This is a genomic window from Stappia taiwanensis, assembly GCF_014635285.1.
Lineage (GTDB): Bacteria > Pseudomonadota > Alphaproteobacteria > Rhizobiales > Stappiaceae > Stappia > Stappia taiwanensis.
Genome location: NZ_BMCR01000004.1, coordinates 321,144 through 338,401 on the forward strand (window position 1 = coordinate 321,144; position 17,258 = coordinate 338,401).

At 65.2% G+C, this 17,258-nt stretch carries 14 protein-coding genes; 4 read left to right on the plus strand and 10 right to left on the minus strand.

Annotated elements, in window-relative coordinates:
- Positions 1-134 precede the first annotated feature (134 nt).
- The gene (locus IEV83_RS12155; protein ID WP_181758987.1) at positions 135-827 is read left to right on the plus strand and encodes a GntR family transcriptional regulator; all 693 of its coding nucleotides are present in this window, start codon (positions 135-137) and stop codon (positions 825-827) included.
- 30 nt (positions 828-857) lie between these two features.
- Here the strand turns inward: IEV83_RS12155 and IEV83_RS12160 are convergent, their stop codons facing one another.
- The 5 genes from IEV83_RS12160 to IEV83_RS12180 all read right to left on the minus strand — a co-directional run bounded on the left by IEV83_RS12160 (position 858) and on the right by IEV83_RS12180 (position 7,061).
- A complete protein-coding gene (locus tag IEV83_RS12160) occupies positions 858-1,571 on the minus strand; it encodes a L,D-transpeptidase (protein WP_181758986.1) in 714 nt (237 codons plus the stop codon).
- Positions 1,572-1,645: 74 nt separating this feature from the next.
- Complete coding sequence (locus tag IEV83_RS12165; protein ID WP_181759235.1) at positions 1,646-3,277, minus strand: ABC transporter ATP-binding protein; 1,632 nt, start codon at positions 3,275-3,277, stop codon at positions 1,646-1,648.
- Positions 3,278-3,288: 11 nt separating this feature from the next.
- A complete protein-coding gene (locus IEV83_RS12170; protein ID WP_181758985.1) occupies positions 3,289-4,407 on the minus strand; it encodes an ABC transporter permease subunit in 1,119 nt (372 codons plus the stop codon).
- Positions 4,408-4,420: 13 nt separating this feature from the next.
- Complete coding sequence (gene oppB / locus IEV83_RS12175; RefSeq protein ID WP_181758984.1) at positions 4,421-5,344, minus strand: oligopeptide ABC transporter permease OppB; 924 nt, start codon at positions 5,342-5,344, stop codon at positions 4,421-4,423.
- Between the two features lie 121 nt (positions 5,345-5,465).
- A complete protein-coding gene (locus tag IEV83_RS12180) occupies positions 5,466-7,061 on the minus strand; it encodes a peptide ABC transporter substrate-binding protein (RefSeq protein ID WP_181758983.1) in 1,596 nt (531 codons plus the stop codon).
- Positions 7,062-7,508: 447 nt separating this feature from the next.
- On the opposite strand from IEV83_RS12180, the gene IEV83_RS12185 reads away from it, so the two are divergent.
- Complete coding sequence (locus IEV83_RS12185; protein WP_181758982.1) at positions 7,509-8,228, plus strand: FadR/GntR family transcriptional regulator; 720 nt, start codon at positions 7,509-7,511, stop codon at positions 8,226-8,228.
- An 81-nt stretch (positions 8,229-8,309) separates the two neighbouring features.
- Positions 8,310-10,121: an ABC-F family ATP-binding cassette domain-containing protein gene (locus IEV83_RS12190; protein ID WP_181758981.1), complete on the plus strand. Its 1,812-nt coding sequence runs from the start codon at positions 8,310-8,312 to the stop codon at positions 10,119-10,121.
- A gap of 74 nt (positions 10,122-10,195) precedes the next feature.
- Here the strand turns inward: IEV83_RS12190 and IEV83_RS12195 are convergent, their stop codons facing one another.
- The 5 genes from IEV83_RS12195 to IEV83_RS12215 form a co-directional block, all read right to left on the minus strand.
- Complete coding sequence (locus IEV83_RS12195; protein WP_181758980.1) at positions 10,196-10,747, minus strand: GDYXXLXY domain-containing protein; 552 nt, start codon at positions 10,745-10,747, stop codon at positions 10,196-10,198.
- Entirely contained in the window at positions 10,744-12,093 is a 1,350-nt protein-coding gene (locus IEV83_RS12200) for a DUF2157 domain-containing protein (RefSeq protein WP_181758979.1), read from the minus strand. Before IEV83_RS12200 ends, IEV83_RS12195 begins: the two co-directional genes overlap by 4 nt.
- A gap of 66 nt (positions 12,094-12,159) precedes the next feature.
- On the minus strand, positions 12,160-13,674 hold the full coding sequence (locus IEV83_RS12205; RefSeq protein ID WP_181758978.1) for an inorganic phosphate transporter: 1,515 nt from the start codon (positions 13,672-13,674) through the stop codon (positions 12,160-12,162).
- A gap of 69 nt (positions 13,675-13,743) precedes the next feature.
- The gene (locus IEV83_RS12210; protein WP_244628156.1) at positions 13,744-14,253 is read right to left on the minus strand and encodes an NUDIX hydrolase; all 510 of its coding nucleotides are present in this window, start codon (positions 14,251-14,253) and stop codon (positions 13,744-13,746) included.
- Positions 14,254-14,454: 201 nt separating this feature from the next.
- The gene (locus tag IEV83_RS12215) at positions 14,455-16,086 is read right to left on the minus strand and encodes a peptide chain release factor 3 (RefSeq protein WP_181758977.1); all 1,632 of its coding nucleotides are present in this window, start codon (positions 16,084-16,086) and stop codon (positions 14,455-14,457) included.
- Between the two features lie 544 nt (positions 16,087-16,630).
- Here IEV83_RS12215 and IEV83_RS12220 point away from each other — a divergent pair.
- Positions 16,631-17,200, plus strand: a complete 570-nt coding sequence (locus IEV83_RS12220) for a DUF2585 domain-containing protein (RefSeq protein WP_181758976.1) — start codon at positions 16,631-16,633, stop codon at positions 17,198-17,200.
- Positions 17,201-17,258: the final 58 nt, after the last annotated feature.

Below are 17,258 nucleotides of genomic sequence, written 5' to 3' on the forward strand. Positions count from 1 at the left end.
GCTTGCGCCCAGTGGCGGACCGCCACCGATCCCTGGCCGGTTCCTCCCGCCCGGATTGCAAGGCAATCACGCTCCATGCATTCAAGTCAACGGTTTTTGTATACAAGAAAGGAGAATGTGCATATCCTGATCCCATGAACACAGAGAGTGCCCCCCACGCCCCCACCGCGACCCGCACCGCCAAGGCGCTGCGCGAAGTGCTGGAAGAGGACATTGCCGGCGGCGTCTATCCGCCGGGCACCCGGCTTGACGAAGCCTCTCTGGCGCGCCGTTTTGCCGTGTCGCGCACGCCGATCCGCGAGGCGCTGATCGAGCTCGCGGCATCGGGACTGATCGAGATTCGCCCCCGGCGCGGCGCCTTCGTGCGCGAAATCGGCATCCGCCGGCTGATCGAGATGTTCGAGGTGATGGCGGAGCTGGAGGCCATGTGCGGCCGCCTCGCCGCCCGCCGCATGACGCCGGACGAGCACGCCCGGCTTGTCGCGGCGCATGAGGCCTGCGCCCGGGCCACCGAAAGCGGCGACCCCAGCGCCTATTTCGAGGCGAACGGCCAGTTTCACGAAGCGATCTACAGCGGCAGCGGCAACGAGTTTCTCGCCGAGCAGGCGCGCGCACTGCAAAGCCGTCTGAAACCCTATCGCCGGCTGCAACTGCATGTGCGCAACCGGGTGGGCAACTCATTTCAGGAGCATGAGGCGATCGTCGCGGCCATTCTCGACGGCGACGATACGCGAACGGAAGAGGCGCTGCGCGCCCATATCCTGATTCAGGGGGAGCGGTTCAACGACTTCGTCGCCTCGCTCCGCCCCCGCGACGGCGCGAGCTGAGCCGCGCCGTACCGTTTCAGCCCACTGCCATCAGCTGGTCGAGTGAGCCTTGTCGAGCACCACCACCTTGGTGTGAAGCGGCACCCGGTTGAACAGATCGATGATGTCCTGATGCCACATGCGGATGCAGCCGCTGGACACGCTCCGGCCGATGCTGTCCGGCTTCTTGGTGCCATGGATGCGGTAGAGCGTGTCGACACTGCCCTGCCACAGGTCCATTGCCCGGGCGCCGAGCGGATTCCTTGGGCCGCGCGGGTAGCCGTCCTTCCAGTATTTCTCCAGCGCCGGGTTGCGGGCGATCATTTCCCGTGGAGGGCGCCAGATCGGCCACACGCGCTTCACCCGCACCTTGGCATCGCCATTCCAGGCATAGCCGGCCCGGCCAACGCCAATGCCGTAGCGCAGAGCCTTGCCGCCGCCGAGCGTCCAGTACAGGAACTTGGCATAGGGGTCGATGATGATCGTCCCGGCCCGCTCGCTGGTGTCGTAATCCACCACCTGGCGCCAGTACTTGCGGTCATACTTCTTGTAGTTCAGCGCCGGGACCTTGAAATCGTAATCGGTCGTCGCCGCATAGGCCGCCGCGTAGTCGAACCCTTCCCCCGGCAACGGAGGCTGATTGTGCAACCCGACACTCGTCGCAACGCCCGAGGTCTGGCAGGCGGCCAGCACCAAGGGGGCCCCGAGAACGAGGCTGCGCCGCGTCAGCGCGCCACTGGCGTCAAGGCGCCGTTTCATTTCCATCGATCACTCCCGAATACCCGTTGTCCGGACGGTCCGTGTTGTAGCCGATCCCGCGCCAAAGCGCGAGCGTGCATTCATGCACCAACGACCCTGCCGTGCATCGGCTCCAGCGCGGCCGCCGCGATCAGGTCGCGGGTATAGGGATCGCGCGGCGCCTCGAAGATCGCCGCCGTCGGTCCGGCCTCCACCACCTTGCCGGTCTTCATCACCACCACCGTATCGGCCAGCGCCCGCACCACCGCCAGATCATGGCTGATGAAGACATAGGTGAGCCGGTGTTCGGCCTGCAGTCCGCGCAACAGCTCGACAATCTGCTTCTGCACGGTGCGGTCGAGCGCCGAGGTCGGTTCGTCCAGCACCACCAGTCTCGGCTTCAGCACCATGGTACGGGCAATGGCGATACGCTGGCGCTGTCCGCCGGAAAACTCATGCGGGTAGCGGTTGCGCATTGCCGGATCGAGCGACACCTCCTCCAGCACCTGACAGGCCCGCCGATCGCGCTCGCCCGCCGACAGGCCAGGTTCGTGCACCAGCAGCCCTTCGGTGACGACCTGACCGACGGTCATGCGCGGGCTGAGCGAGCCGAACGGATCCTGAAACACCAGTTGCATCTGGCGGCGCAGCGGCCGCATCACCTGCTTGCCGGCGTTGGAAATATCCTGGCCGTCGAAATGCACCCGCCCCGAATGGGGCAGCAATTGCAGGAGCGCCCGCCCGAGGGTCGATTTTCCCGATCCGCTTTCGCCGACAATGCCGAGGGTCTGGCCCTCACGCACCACCAGCGACACATCCTCCACCGCGTGAAACAGTACCGGCTGTTTCATGAAGCCGCGCGGAATGGCAAAGGACACCCCGACCTTCTGACCGTCGATGACAATCGGCTTGTCCTCGCCGACCGGCGGCTTCTCGCCCTCCGGCTCCGCATCCAGAAGCATCCGCGTATAGGGATGGGCCGGGTGATCGAAGATCTTCGCCGTCTGCCCGGCTTCCACCACCTCACCATCCTTCATCACCACCACCCGGTCGGCGATGCGCCGGACGATGCCCAGGTCATGGGTGATGAAGACCACGGCAATGCCGATGCGTTTCTGCAAATCGGCGAGCAGTTCGAGGATCTGCGCCTGGGTGGTCACGTCGAGCGCCGTCGTCGGCTCATCGGCAATCAGCACATCCGGGTCATTGGCCAACGCCATGGCGATCATCACCCGTTGGCGCTGGCCGCCGGACAGCTCATACGGATAGGCCTTGATCTTGTCTTCCGGCGCGGGAATGCCGACGAGCTTGAGCAGGTCCAGCGCCCGGGCGGCCGCCGCCTTGCGGCCCAGCCCGCCATGCTCGATCATCGGTTCGCACAACTGCCGCTCGATGGAGTAGAGCGGGTCGAGCGAGGTCATCGGCTCCTGAAAAATCATGGTGATGCGGGCGCCGCGCACCGTGTTGAGGCGCTTCAGCGGCAGACCGAGGATGTCCTCCCCCCGGTAGAGCACCCGCCCCTCGGCCCGACCATTGTCGCTGAGCAGCCCCATCGCCGCCATCATGGTCTGGCTCTTGCCGGATCCGCTCTCGCCGACGATGGCGACCGTTTCGCCCTTGCTCACGCTGATATCGACGCCGCGCACCGCCGCCACCGGACCATCGTTGGTCTGGAAGGTGACACGCAGGTTCTGAATGTCGAGAACGGGCTCCACCCCGACCGCGTCCGTCATTGCCGTCATCTTTATCGGTCCTTCGGGTCGAGCGCGTCGCGCAGGCCATCGCCGATGAAATTGAGGGCGAACAGCGTCGAGGTGAGGAACAGCGCCGGGAACAGCAGCATGGTCGGATTGCCCTCGATGTCCCGCGCGCCTTCGGAGATCAGAACGCCCCAACTGGTCATCGGCTCCTGCACGCCGAGGCCAAGGAACGACAGGAAGCTTTCCAGCAGGATCACCTTCGGCACCAGCAAGGTCATGTAGATCACCACCGGCCCGGTCAGGTTGGGGATGATGTGCCGGCGCAGGATGCCGATGTTCTCCACCCCGAGCGCTTCGGCCGCCTGCACGAACTCCTGGCGCTTCAGGGTCAGGGTCTGGCCCCGGACGATCCGCGCCATATCGAGCCATTCGACCGCGCCGACGGCAATGAACATCAGCACGAAATTGCGCCCGAAGAACACCACCAGCAGGATCACGAAAAAGATGAAGGGCAGCGAGTACAGCACATCAACGATGCGCATCATCAACAGGTCGGCGCGCCCGCCGAGATAGCCGGACAGCGAGCCATAGGTGACGCCGATGACAATCGCCACCACCGTCGCCAAAAGACCGATGGTCATGGAGATCCGCCCGGCGATCAGCGTGCGCGTCAGCAGATCGCGGCCGGTCGCATCGGTGCCGAACAGGAAGGTGAGTTGCTCGATATCGGCGACGATCACCGCAGAGCGGCCATCGGCGGCAAGATCCTCCAGCCGCGCGCCGGAGAAGATATCTCCCCGGTCGATGTAGCGCACGATGCGCTGGTCGAGTTCGCCTTCGGAGGAGACCGGAATGCGCACGATGCCATCGCCGATGACGATGTCCTCGCCGACCTCGACCCGGGCGCGGCGCAGCGCCCGCCGCGCCGCCGGCGCCACCGTCTCCGCTCGCGGATAGGGCGTCAGGCTCGGCCCGACCTTCACATAGGAGCGATACACCTGGTCATAGCCATGACCGGTCAGCAGCGGGCCGATGATGCAGGCCAGCGCCATCGCCACGAGAAAGCCCAGGCTCAGGGTCGCCGCCCTGTTGCGCTTCAGCCGGATCAGCGCGTCATCCCAGAGCGAGCGCCCGCGAACCGGCGCGGCTGCGGTTGTTTTCATGGTCGCCATGTCGCTACCCCAGCCGCACGCGCGGATCGATCAGCGCATAGAGCAGATCGACCACAAGGTTGAAAATGATGATGAAGATGGCGATGACGATCACCGTGCCCATCACCAGCGTGTAATCGCGATTGAGCGCCGCCTGGACGAAATACCGGCCGATGCCGGGAATGCCGAAGATGGTCTCCACCACCACCGAGCCGGTCAGCAGCGCCGCCGCCGCGGGCCCTGCGTAGGACACCACCGGCAGGATCGCCGAGCGCAGCGCATGCACGACGACAACGGTCCAGGGCTTCAGCCCATAGGCGCGCGCGGTGCGGATATGGTGCGAACGCATCGCCTCGATCATCGCTCCGCGCGTCAGCCGGGTGACCACCGCGATTTGCGGCAAGGCCAGCGTCACCACTGGCAGCACCTTGTTGGCGAAGGCGCCATCGCCCCAGCCGCCGGCCGGCAGCCACCCCAGCCAGACGCCGAAGACCAGCGACAAGAGCGGTGCGATAACGAAGGTGGGAATGGTGATGCCAAGGGTGGCAAGACCGACGACGCCGTAGTCCGCCGGCTGGTTCTGGCGCAGGGCGGCGGCAACGCCGAGCAGCGTGCCGAACACCAGCGCCAGCACCAGCGCCGAGGCGCCGATCTGCACCGAGACCGGCAGGCCCGAGGCGAACAGTTCGGACACCGAGAAGTCACGATAGACGAAACTCGGGCCGAAGTCGCCGCGCATCAGATTGCCGAGATAATAGAGGTACTGTTCCCAGAGCGGCTTATCGAGGTGGTAGATCTTGTTCAGGTTCTCCATCACCTTGGCTTCGAGCGGCCGTTCCAGATTGAACGGTCCGCCCGGCGCGACGCGGATCAGGAAGAACGCCCCGGTCACAATGAAGAACAGGGTCGGGATCGCCGTAAACAGCCGGCGCAGCACGTAGCCAAGCATCAGATGCAGGCTCCAGGTTTGGCAGACAACGGGCGTCCACCGGCAGATGTCACGCCGGCGGAGCGAAGGACGAGACGGCGGGGCAGTCCGTGAAAGCCGGAACCACCCCGCCGCCGGCCCGTCAGTTGCCGATCGACATCAGCCGCGTCGGATGCACATTCTGGAGATTGTCCTCCCAGCCGGACAGTTTGGGCGAGACCAGGCTGTGCGAGGAGTAGTAGAGGATCGGCAGGAACGGCAGATCCCGGAGGAACAGGGTCTCCGCCTGGCGCAGGATCTCCGCCCGCTTTTCCAGGTCCGTTTCGGCGGCGGCCTTGTCCATCAGCGCGTCATACTCGGGGTTGGCGTAATTCGCGTAGTTGAAGCCGTCGTTGTCCGATTCCACCAGGAACAGGAAATTCTGCGGGTCGGAATAATCACCGATCCAGCCGGCGCGGGCGATGTCGTAGTCGCCCTTTTCACGCAAATGGGCATAGTGGCTGGCCAGGTCGCGGTTGACCATGGTGGTCTCCACACCAATGGTCTTCCACATGTCGGCAATGGCGATAGCCGTGTTCTTGTGGTTCTCCGAGGTGTTGTACATGATCTCCAGCTTCAGGGGCTTGTCCGGGCCGAAACCGGCCTCGCCCAAAAGCTTCAACGCCTCGTCCTCGCGGTCGAGCATCGCCTTGCCCTTGTAGTCCGCCTCGACCGGCTCGCCGTAATTGTTGATCCCCGGTGGCACCAGCGAATAGGCCGGCACCATGGTTCCGCCCCAGATGTCCTCGCCAATATATTCCCGGTCGACCACCAGCGACAGGGCGCGGCGCACCCGTACATCGTCAAGCGGCGGCTTTTTCATATTGAACGAATAATAATACGTTCCAAGATAAGGCGGGGTGCGCACCTGATCGCCGAACTTGGTGCGCAAGGCGGCAATCTGATCGGTCGGCAGGTCCGAGCAGGAATGGATTTCCCCCGCCTCGAAGCGGCGCACACACGAAGCGCGGTCCTCAATCGGGTAGAAAATCACCTTGTCGATGGCGACGTTGTCGGCGCCGTGATAATGCGCATTCTTCACCGCGACCAGCTTGTCGTTCGGCGTGAACTCGGCAAGCGTGTAAGCGCCGTTGGTGACGATGTTCTCCGGCTTGACGAAATCCGTGCCATGGGCCTCGACGCTGGCCGGATGCACCGGAAGGCCGGTCTGATGGGTCAGCAGCTCCAGGAAATACGGGGTCGCCTGTTCCAGAGTGATTTCCAGGGTCTTGTCGTCCAGCGCAACGACCCCAAGCGTCTCCGGCTTCGCCTCCCCCTTGTTAATCTTCTCCGCGTTCTTCACCGGATAGAGGATATTGGCGTATTTGGCACCGGTTTCCGGCGTCATGATCCGGCGCAGGGAGTAGACGAAATCGCCAGCGGTCACCGGGTCGCCATTCGACCATTTCGCATCGCGCAGCTTGAAGGTGTAGACCATGCCGTCATCCGACACCTCCACGCTTTCGGCCACACCCGGCACCACCTTCGCCCTGGCGTCATAGACCATCAGCCCCTCATAGAGGTCGCGCAGGATATGCCCCTCCGCAACGGTCGAGGTCTTGTGCTGGTCGAGGGTTTCCGGATTGCCGTCATTGCCGCGGTGATACACCACCTCGGCGGCGGCGGTCAGCGAGGTCGCGGCCAGCAAGGCCCCGGCCAGCAGCGTGGCGCGGAACGCCGAACCGACAGTCTTGATCATTTTTCTCTCCCTGTTAGTCGCAATCTGATTTGCCCGAAATCCGCAAACCGGCCCGCCCGGGCCGGTCGGCATCGACCGGGGCGCGCGCCGCCGCCTCTCCTCCAGGCCTGGCCGGCGCGCACCAGCGGTGGTATTTTCCAAACATTCCACCCCGCACCGAGGATGACAATAGCCCCACCGCTCTCGATCCGGCGAACCGCGCTGAAAACATATGATTTTCCGAAACTTCGAGAACTCCGGAAAATCATTCCGCTCTCAAGGATTCCGGCCGCGTAATCTTCCCGTTCGAAGGAGGCAGCTTCCCTCCGCGTCCCCGCACGTCCAACCGCGACTTTTCTGCGTCTGTCATGCGCGAGGCGGACACGCCCCTTGATTTGCGGACGACAATGCGTGATGCCTTTGCCTGACCAATTCAGCGGATCCGCCGCAAGACAGAAGACGGACGCCATGCAGGATGTTGCGCCGCAGCTTCGCGGCAACCTCAAATCCGCCGTAGCGGAAACCATCGCACTGCGAATTCTCGACGGAACCTATCCGCCGGGCACCACGCTCCCCACCGAAGTGGACCTGCTCGCCGACCTCGGTGTCAGCCGCACCTGCCTGCGCGAAGCCTTGCAGACGCTGGTCGGCAAGGGGCTGATCACCTCCCGGCCGAAGCACGGCACCAGTGTGCGCCCGGCGGTCGACTGGAACTATCTCGATGACCAGATGCTGCACTGGCGCCGCAAGGTGGTGCCGCAGCATCAGATCCTGGACGAGCTTCTCAGCATCCGCGACCTGGTCGAACCGGAGGCCGCCGCCCTTTCGGCGGAGCACGCCAGCCCGCAGGACCTCGCCGATCTGCGCGAGGCGCTGGAGACCATGAGCTCCGCCGCCGGCGGACGCACCCAGGCGACACTCGATGCCGATGTGCGGTTTCACCGGCTGCTTCTGGCCGCCAGCGGCAATGCGCTGATGTCCGGTCTTGGCGCCTGCATCGAGAACGCCTTGCGCGCCTCGATCGTCGTCACCTCCGATCCGCGCATCACCGACCCGATCGCTCTCGATCAGCATCGGCTGGTGCTGGAGGCGGTAGAGGCTGGCGACGCGGACCGCGCGCGCGCGCAAATGCGCAAACTGATCGACATGACCCGCGTGCTGCTGCAGCGCGCCCGCACACTCACCTGACGCTCTGCGTCCGTTTCATCCACCGTATGCCGGAGCCGGTTCCCGCTTCGGTCATCTTTCAGGGTTTCAATCGGCTCGTTCATGGCGCCTCCCGTTCTGCATCTTCGCGACATCTCCCTCACCTTCGGCGGCACGCCGCTGCTTACAGGCGCAGAAATCCAGGTCGGAGAAGGCGACCGGATCGGCCTTGTCGGCCGCAATGGCTGCGGCAAGTCCACTCTGCTGAAAATCGCCGCCGGTCTGATCGAGGCCGACGGCGGTGAACGCTTCGTACAGCCGGGGCGCACCATCCGCTATCTGCCGCAAGAGCCGGATCTCAGCCGCTACGACAGCGTCCTCGACTATGCCAGCGGCGGGCTTGCCCCCGGCGACGACCCGTACCGGGCGCAATACCTGCTGGAGGTGCTGGGGCTGACCGGGGCGGAGGATCCGCGCACCCTGTCAGGCGGCGAGAAGCGCCGGGCGGCGCTCGCCCGTACCCTGGCGCCGGAACCCGACATTCTGCTGCTCGACGAGCCGACCAACCACCTTGACCTGCCGGCCATCGAATGGCTGGAAGGCGAAATCGCTTCGATGCGCTCGGCACTGGTGCTGATCAGCCATGACCGCCGCTTCCTCGCCGATCTGACCCGGGCGACCGTCTGGCTCGACCGGGGCACCTCGCGGCGGCTCGACAAGGGCTTTGCCCATTTCGAGGCCTGGCGCGACGAGGTGTTCGAGCAGGAGGAGCGGGACCAGGCCAAGCTCGCGCAGAAGATCAAGCGCGAGGAACACTGGATGACCTATGGGGTCACCGCCCGGCGCAAGCGCAACATGCGCCGGGTGCGCGAACTCGCCGATCTCAGGAGCCAGAAGAAGGCCCATCGCGGACCGCAAGGGAGCGTGACGCTGACCGTCGGCGAAGCGGAGACCTCCGGCAAGCGGGTGATGGAAGCGCGCGGCATCAGCAAGGACTTCGGCGCCGGACCGGTCGTGCGCGACTTCTCCACGCGGGTCCTGCGCGGCGACCGGGTCGGCCTCGTCGGCCCGAATGGCGCCGGCAAGACCACCTTGCTGAAACTGCTGACCGGCGCGCTCCAGCCCGACGAAGGCACCGTCATTCTCGGCACCGCGCTGGAAATGGTGACCATGGATCAGGCGCGGGAGTCGCTGAAGGATGACGACACCGTCGCCGGCGTGCTGACCGGCGGGGGCGGCGACATGGTCACCCTGCCCTCTGGCACCCGCCATGTGATGTCCTACATGAAGGACTTCCTGTTCGCGCCCGAACAGGCGCGCACGCCGGTTGCCGCTCTTTCCGGCGGCGAGCGCGGCCGCCTGATGCTGGCCCGGGCGCTGGCCCACCCGTCGAACCTTCTGGTGCTCGACGAACCGACCAACGATCTCGATCTGGAAACCCTCGACCTGTTGCAGGAGATGCTGGCGGATTACGCCGGCACCGTGCTTCTGGTCAGCCACGACCGCGACTTCCTCGACCGGGTGGCGACGTCGGTGATCTTCGCCGAGGGCGATGGGCGCTGGACCGAATACGCCGGCGGCTATTCCGACATGGTCGCCCAGCGCGGCGCCGGCGTCGCCGCCCGCAAGGCAGCCTCCTCCGCGCCGGCGAAAACGGCCACGAAACCGCGCCCGCAAGAAGAAAAGCCGAAGAAGAAGGCCCGCCTCAGCTTCACCCAACAGCATCAGTTGAAGACCCTGCCCGGCGAGATCGACGCGCTCACCAGCCGCATCGCCACCATGCAGGGCGAGCTTGAGGACCCTGACCTTTTTGCCCGCGACCCAAAGCGCTTCGACAAGCTGATGGCCGAGATTTCCAAGGCGCAGGACAAGCTGGCGGAGGCGGAGGAAACCTGGCTGGAGTTGGAAATGCTGGCCGAAGGCGACGGCGACTGAAAACCGCCCGCCCGGACTGCAACACAGGCCAGAGCAAGAAACGACCGGACCGCTGACACGCGGTCCGGCATTCATCAGAAGGCACTGTCCTGAAGCAGGACCTTGCCATCGGCGAGAAGGCGCAGCGGCGCCGAGCGCCCGTCCGCGCTGACGGCCACCACCAGCCGCATGGTGCTACTGTCAATCTGCTCGATCTCGCGGCCCCGCCCCTCCGGCACGAAGAACGCATCGAGCCCATAGTCGATGAGAACGCGGTTTCCCGCCGCAATCCGCCGCACGGTTCCGTTCAGGGCGATGCGCCCGGCGGCGGGAGGCGTGCGGAGCAGGTCCACCGCACGATAGATGCCGTCCGCATCCGGCTCCACCACGGTCCAAACGCGGTCACCGGCCTGAAGGTTCTCGGGGCTCCCGACCACGGAGACGTCCACCTCACCAATCGCGGGATTGAGGATCACATAGTCGCCGCGCAGCAGATCGCGCGGATCGACCGGCCGCAGGGCCAGCGTCACCTCCGCTCCGGAATAATGCACCGACAACCGGTCGGCGAGCGGCAGGGCGACCAGCAGGAGCTGGATCAGCGCGGCAAGCCCCCAGCGAAGCCAGGGAGAGCGCAAGGCGGTGCTCATGTCCGCTCCTCCAGCTTGGCCGCCGCCCGGCGACGCATCATCATCCGCGCGCTGACAAAGGCCACCGCAACCATCACCAGGCCGGCGACCAGGAAGAACGCCGACTGCCCCAGGAGCGAGCCGATGGTCTCGTGCAGCAGCAAAAGCAGCAAAATGGCGAGCCAGAGATTGCCCGCCACGGTCCAGGCCCCGACCGAAAGATAGACGCCAAGGGCGCTGACGGAGATCAGCGCCGCGCAGGCAATGGCGGCATGCAGCACCGTGGCCGTGGGCAACACCAGAAACAGCAGCGGCCCGGCAAGGTTCAACAAGGCAACGATGCAGACCGCCCGCCGCGCCTTCGTGTCGGCGCCACCGGCCAGCATCAGCCCGCAGCCAACGAGGGCCGCCGCCAGCATGAGCAGCACCGGCAGCAGATCGAAGATCACCGCAGCATCGAGCGCCAGCGGATCGCTCCGGCCGTCGAACAGCACGGCGGAGATGGTCAGGATGCTGGAAATCGACAACAGCATGATGCCGCTGTTCTGCATCAGCCCGGCGAACAGCGGCAGGCCAGCCAGCATGGAGTGCTGGCGCCCCAGCACTAGCCCACCGCGCAGCAGCGTGCCCCAGACGGCGAGCGCGGCGGCAACAGCAGCAATCGCCAGCAAATATGGCCCCTCGTCATGGATCGACGGGATCCACCAGGCCGCCACCCAGCCATAGACCGCCACCCCTTGCACCAGAACCGCCACGCGGCCGGCGAAAGAGGAGAAGCGCAGGACATGCAGAAGGCAGGCGACAAACAGCGCCGCCGAGGTCCAGAAGATCGACATGAGCTCCGCCGCCGGATCTTCCCACCAGGGAATGGCGGCAAGCGCGGCGATGGCGGCAATCACCAGCGCACCGCGCGATCCGGTCAGCCAGGCGGCAGCGAGCGCCCCCAGCGACACCAGCAGGGCACCGCCTTCCCAGTCGGCAGGCAGGTGATAGATCTGCCCGATCAGCGCAATGCCCGAAATGAAGACGAGCGTTGCGAACATGGTGGCCACATCCGCCGCCCATTTGCGCCCCCGGCTCGCCAGCACTCCGGCGAGGCCATGCGCAGCGGCAATCGCCGCGAAGATGCCGACCAGTTTCGCCACGCGCGGAATGCCGTCCCAGTTGGCGGCCACGAAGGCGGCAATCGACAGGGCCAGAAAGATGACGCCGATTGCGCCGAGCAGCATCGGCACCCGCATTCCGGCGGTCGCCCGTCCGGCGATATCGGCGCGTAGCAGCCCCGCCGTCTCGGCGCTGATCAGCCCCTCGCCGGTCCAGCGTGCCAGATCCGTCTCGATCCTCTTCCGATATCTCGTTTCAAACATCTTCCCTGCCTGCCGGCGTTGGGGCCGTGCCGCTCCGCTTCGACGTTTCGGGAAACGTGCGAAGGATCAGCGAAGCCACTGCAAAGCGTACCAGATACACGCCGCCAGCGCCCCGGTCGAGGGAACCGTCACCAGCCAGGCGGTGACGATGGTCAGCACATGGGCGCGGCGCACCAGCTTGCGGCGGCGCAGATCCGCCGGCTCCGCCTCCCTGAGCACACCGCGTTCATCGAAGGGCGCGCGGCGCCGGACGGCCTTCTGCAACCGGTCCCGGTTCATGAACCATTCGCGATAGAAGCCGACGCCGAACACCGCGCCGACCGCGATATGGGTGGAGGACACCGGCAGACCAAGCCCGCTTGCCATCAGCACCGTGATCCCGGTGGCCAGCGCCACGCAAAACGCCCGGATCGGGTTCAGCCGGGTAATGCGCTCACCGACCATGCGCACGAGGCGCGGTCCGAACAGCAGGAGACCGAAGGAGATCCCCGCCGCGCCGACGAGCAACACCGGAAACAGGAGGCCGGAGCCGGATTGCCCGGCCGCCGCCCCCGCCAGACCGTTTGTGCCGCCAAGTGCCCCGACGATGGCCGCGACCGGGCCGACCGCATTGGCCACATCATTGGCACCATGGGCAAAGGAGAGGATCGCCGCCGCCAGGATCAGCGGCCAGCGAAACAGATAGCGCAGCGACTGATTGCGGTTGTCCAGCCCTTCCGCCGCCCGCGCCACCATCGGAGCGGTCAGGGTCGCCGTCAGACCAGCCGCCGCCAGCCCGGTTGCCACAACCGCCGGCAGGGGAATGCTCGCTCCCGGAATGCCGATGGCCAGCAGATAGACCGCGAACACCCCAACCATCACGCCAAACAGCACCGGCACCCAGCATTTCGCGGCGGCAATCTTGTCTTCCCGGTAGATGATCCGATCCTTGATCAGCGCCAGGCACAGGGCGGCGATCAGAGCCCCGAGCAACGGCGAGGCCATCCAGCTTACAGCGATCGCGGCGATGGTGTGCCAGTCGAGCGCCACCGCCCCGGCGGTGGCCAACGCCGCACCGAAAACGCCACCGACCACCGCATGGGTGGTGGAGACCGGCGCCCGCAGGATGGTCGCCAGATTGATCCAGAGCGCCGAAGCGACCAGCGCCGCCATCATCGCCAGCGGAAAGTCCGCCGGATCGGCGAACATGGACGGATTGACGATGCGCGCGGAAATGGTGGTCACCACTTCCCGGCCGGCGATCAGAGCGCCCGCGCTTTCGCACAGGGCAGCCAGCAGCAGCGCACTGCCCATGGAGAGCACCCGCGCGCCCACCGCCGGGCCGACATTGTTGGCCACATCGTTCGCACCGATATTCAGCGCCAGGTAGCCACCAACGGCGATGGCCGCCGCGATCAGCAGCCAGTTCGGGTTACTCTGAAAAACAAGCGCGGCAACGCCGGCGCAGACCAGAAGGAACGCCAACCCCGTCGCCTGCGCCACGCGCGAACGCGACAGGAAGGTGGTCGCCTCCTCCACATAGGTGAATTTTTCCAGATCCTTGTCGAGGGTCGTGGTCGATGGCGGGCGAAAGACATTCATGATCACCGTCCGCCTCTCACGTTCCCCACACAGCACTGCCCATCGTCAGTCTGGGCTGCGTCCGAGGCATCATGATGACAGATCGGCCGTGGAGATCATGCGCAGCAGCGCGGAAAGTTCGGGCTCGTGGACACGCTGGGCCGCCTCTTCCGGCGAGAACCAGCGCATCTCCCGCTGCCCCTTCTCCGGGAAGTTGTCCGCCTGCGAGGTCACCCGCAACGGAAAGACCGACACGCGCACACGGCGGTCGAAGCCATTGTCGAGGCGCTTGTTGTAGCCGTAGCTGCCCATGGCCTTCTCGCTCATGGTGCCGACCATACCGACCTCTTCCCAGGCCTCCTCCGCCGCCGACTGGCTCAGCGTGCGCCGCTTCTGCGGCCATCCCTTGGGCAATACCCAGCGCCCGGTATCACGGCTCGTTGCGAGCAGCACCTCGACCTGACCGGACGGCATCCGTCGCCAGGGCAACGCCGCCACCTGCACGGCCGGCGGCTTGCCACCAAGCCACAGGCGCACCAATTCGATGGCGCGGCCAAAGCGCATGGACAGAGTCGGGACGGGTGTGCTCGTCAGGGCCAAGATACCCGGACCTCCTTTCTGGTTTCCAAGAGAGATCGACAAACAGAATCGCGGCGTCTCAAATATTCGCCGGCGAACATTCTAAGTAGTCGCGTTCGCCCCGCATTGCAAGAAAAAGCGCACAAATTACGCCTTTTTCCGCGAATACGTCAGAAACGTGGCAATCCCGCCTCTTTTCCGAGGCGGGAGCCAACGTTGCTGTCAGTCCGGCGTATGAACAATTTCTCGCGTTTCCCGGAAGCGGATCTCCGGATTCTTTTCACCTACATAAGAGACTTCCCAGGCGTTCTTGAACAGGAACACCGGGCGGTCGTCGCGATCATAGGCAAGACTGCCCCGGCTGGCATCGAGAAAGCGGCGCAACACCTGGTCGTCGTCGCACTCGATCCAACGGGCGGTGTTGTATTGCACGGCATCGAAGCCGATTTCCGTCTGGTACTCGACCTTCAGCCGGTCGATCACCACATCGAGCTGCAGCACGCCGACGACACCGACGATCCAGTTGGAACCGATGCTCGGCTTGAAGATCTGCACCAGCCCTTCCTCGGCCAGGTCCTCCAGGCCCTGGCGCATCTGCTTCACCCGCATGGTGTCGCTCAGCCGCACCCGCCTCAGCACCTCCGGTGCGAAAGCCGGCAGGCCGGTAACGTGAATCTCCTCGCCCTCCGTCAGGGTGTCGCCAACCCGCAACTGGCCGTGGTTGGGCACCCCGATGACATCGCCGGGATAGGCGGTTTCGGCGATCTCGCGTTCTTCGGCGAAGAAGAAGATCGGCGCGGATACGGCGATGGTCTTGCCGGCGCGTACGTGCTTCAGCTTCATGCCACGCTTGAAGGTGCCAGAGCACAGCCGGACGAAGGCGATCCGATCCCGGTGCTTGGGATCCATGTTGGCCTGCACCTTGAAGACGAAGCCGGACACCTTCGGCTCATCGGGACGAATGACGCGGGCGGTGGCCGGCTGGGCATGGGGCGCCGGGCCGAATTCGGCGATGAACTCGATGATTTCCTCAATGCCGTAGTCGCGCAGCGCCGAGCCGAAGAACACCGGCGTCATGTGGCCCTCAAGGAACGCCTCGCGGTCGAATTCCGGATAGGCCTCGGCGCCCAGTTCGACGTTCTCCTCCAGCTCGGCCATCACATTGGCGAAGACCGTGTCCGTCAGCACCGGATCCTCAAGACCCGACACCTCGCGTACGCTGTCGAAGCGCTGGCCACGTCCCTCGCTGGAGGTGAGAAAGCGCTTGTTGCGCCAGTCGTAGACACCAAAGAAGTCCGAGCCCATGCCCACCGGCCAGGTCATCGGCGTGACGTCGAGCGCCAGCGCCTCCTGGATCTCGTCCAGCGCCTCCAGCGGATGGCGGCCCTCCCGGTCGATCTTGTTGACGAAGGTGATGATCGGGATATCGCGCAAGCGGCAGACCTCGAACAGCTTGCGGGTCTGCGTCTCGATGCCCTTGGCCGCGTCGATCACCATGATCGCCGCGTCAACGGCGGTCAGCGTGCGGTAGGTGTCCTCGGAAAAGTCCTCGTGGCCCGGCGTGTCGAGCAGGTTGAAGGTGATGCCGCCGCGCTCGAAGGTCATCACCGAGGAGGACACCGAGATGCCGCGCTCCTGCTCGATCTTCATCCAGTCCGAGCGGGCCCGGCGGCGCTCGCCGCGCGCACGCACCTGACCGGCGGCGCGAATGGCGCCCCCCGAAAACAAGAGCTTTTCCGTCAGCGTCGTCTTACCCGCATCCGGGTGGGAAATGATCGCGAAGGTGCGCCGCGACAGATAGGGGGCGCTCTTGCCGGGCGCCTCGGCCGGCTGCGGAAGTTCGCTGAGGCTCATGCCTGCTCCTTAGAAATCGACAGCGGCGGCTTGCGCGGGTCCAGCGGACCGGGCTAAAGCTCCGGTCCTTGCCCGTTACAACCGGCCGGGAGGGACCGGCTCCCCGACCTGCCAGCCGGTTCGATCCCACATCCGCGCCGGCTCATCGCCGCGCCACCCTTTGTTTCGTGCGCCGGACCCCGGGGCCCGGCTCCATGAATGAAGTCGAAATGGTTTGAGGCGGATTGCTCTTCGTCAAGGAGCGAAAGCTCAGAAAATGTGGTTCATTTTCAAGACTTTCGCGACGCAGAGGAGGCGCAATCCGGTCAAATCCGAAGGACATGAAAATGACGTTCCCCCGTTTCGTCAGCGCGCTTGATCGGGCCACCAGCCCGCCCTGCACACCCTTCCTCGCGGGCGTTCGCCATGTTTCATGCCATGTCGGCCTCAGTCATGGAGCCGGACCCTAGTCAAGACCGGCGCAAAATACCAGTGCCGCGTACGCGCAGCGGCATTCATCAATCGCCAGCTCGCCCCGTCCTTACCCGCAATACCGGATCCGACAATGACCGCTTCCCCTTCCCGGCATCTGCCGTTTGTCGTTGCCCTCGTGCTGATCGCGGCCACCGCCGCCATTCTGCTGGCCATGGGCCGGGTGCCGATCTGCACCTGCGGCGAGATCAAGCTGTGGACCGGCGACGTGATCTCCAGCGACAACTCCCAGCACCTGTCGGACTGGTACACGCCCTCACACATCATCCACGGGATGATCTTCTACGCCCTGTTCCACTACACCCTGCCCCGGGTGCCGCTGGGCTGGCGGGCGGTTGGCGCCATCCTCATCGAGGCGGCGTGGGAGATCCTGGAAAACAGCCCGATCATCATCGACCGCTATCGGGAGGCGACGATTGCCGTCGGGTACGTCGGAGACAGTGTGATCAACTCCGTGGCCGATATCCTGTGGATGCTGGTCGGCTTCTGGCTCGCGGCCAATCTGCCCTGGCGCGTCACGCTCGGCCTCGCCCTGGCGATGGAGGCGGTTGCCGCTCTCGTCATCCGCGACAATCTCACCCTCAACATCATCATGCTGCTGTGGCCAATCGACGGCATCCGGGCGTGGCAATCGGGCCTTTGACCTCCGGTTGCCACCTTTAACCCGATCAAACCTGGCCGGGCCTTGACACCGCCGACGC

Excerpts from the sequence above, each read along its gene's own strand:
- IEV83_RS12185 (WP_181758982.1), top strand. The coding sequence starts at position 7,509 with ATGCAGGATGTTGCGCCGCAGCTTCGCGGCAACCTCAAATCCGCCGTA.
- IEV83_RS12170 (WP_181758985.1), bottom strand. The coding sequence starts at position 4,407 with ATGAAAACAACCGCAGCCGCGCCGGTTCGCGGGCGCTCGCTCTGGGAT.
- oppB (WP_181758984.1), bottom strand. The coding sequence starts at position 5,344 with ATGCTTGGCTACGTGCTGCGCCGGCTGTTTACGGCGATCCCGACCCTG.
- IEV83_RS12180 (WP_181758983.1), bottom strand. The coding sequence starts at position 7,061 with ATGATCAAGACTGTCGGTTCGGCGTTCCGCGCCACGCTGCTGGCCGGG.
- IEV83_RS12215 (WP_181758977.1), bottom strand. The coding sequence starts at position 16,086 with ATGAGCCTCAGCGAACTTCCGCAGCCGGCCGAGGCGCCCGGCAAGAGC.
- IEV83_RS12195 (WP_181758980.1), bottom strand. The coding sequence starts at position 10,747 with ATGAGCACCGCCTTGCGCTCTCCCTGGCTTCGCTGGGGGCTTGCCGCG.
- IEV83_RS12165 (WP_181759235.1), bottom strand. The coding sequence starts at position 3,277 with ATGACGGACGCGGTCGGGGTGGAGCCCGTTCTCGACATTCAGAACCTG.
- IEV83_RS12205 (WP_181758978.1), bottom strand. The coding sequence starts at position 13,674 with ATGAATGTCTTTCGCCCGCCATCGACCACGACCCTCGACAAGGATCTG.
- IEV83_RS12190 (WP_181758981.1), top strand. The coding sequence starts at position 8,310 with ATGGCGCCTCCCGTTCTGCATCTTCGCGACATCTCCCTCACCTTCGGC.
- IEV83_RS12160 (WP_181758986.1), bottom strand. The coding sequence starts at position 1,571 with ATGGAAATGAAACGGCGCCTTGACGCCAGTGGCGCGCTGACGCGGCGC.
- IEV83_RS12155 (WP_181758987.1), top strand. The coding sequence starts at position 135 with ATGAACACAGAGAGTGCCCCCCACGCCCCCACCGCGACCCGCACCGCC.
- IEV83_RS12200 (WP_181758979.1), bottom strand. The coding sequence starts at position 12,093 with ATGTTTGAAACGAGATATCGGAAGAGGATCGAGACGGATCTGGCACGC.
- IEV83_RS12220 (WP_181758976.1), top strand. The coding sequence starts at position 16,631 with ATGACCGCTTCCCCTTCCCGGCATCTGCCGTTTGTCGTTGCCCTCGTG.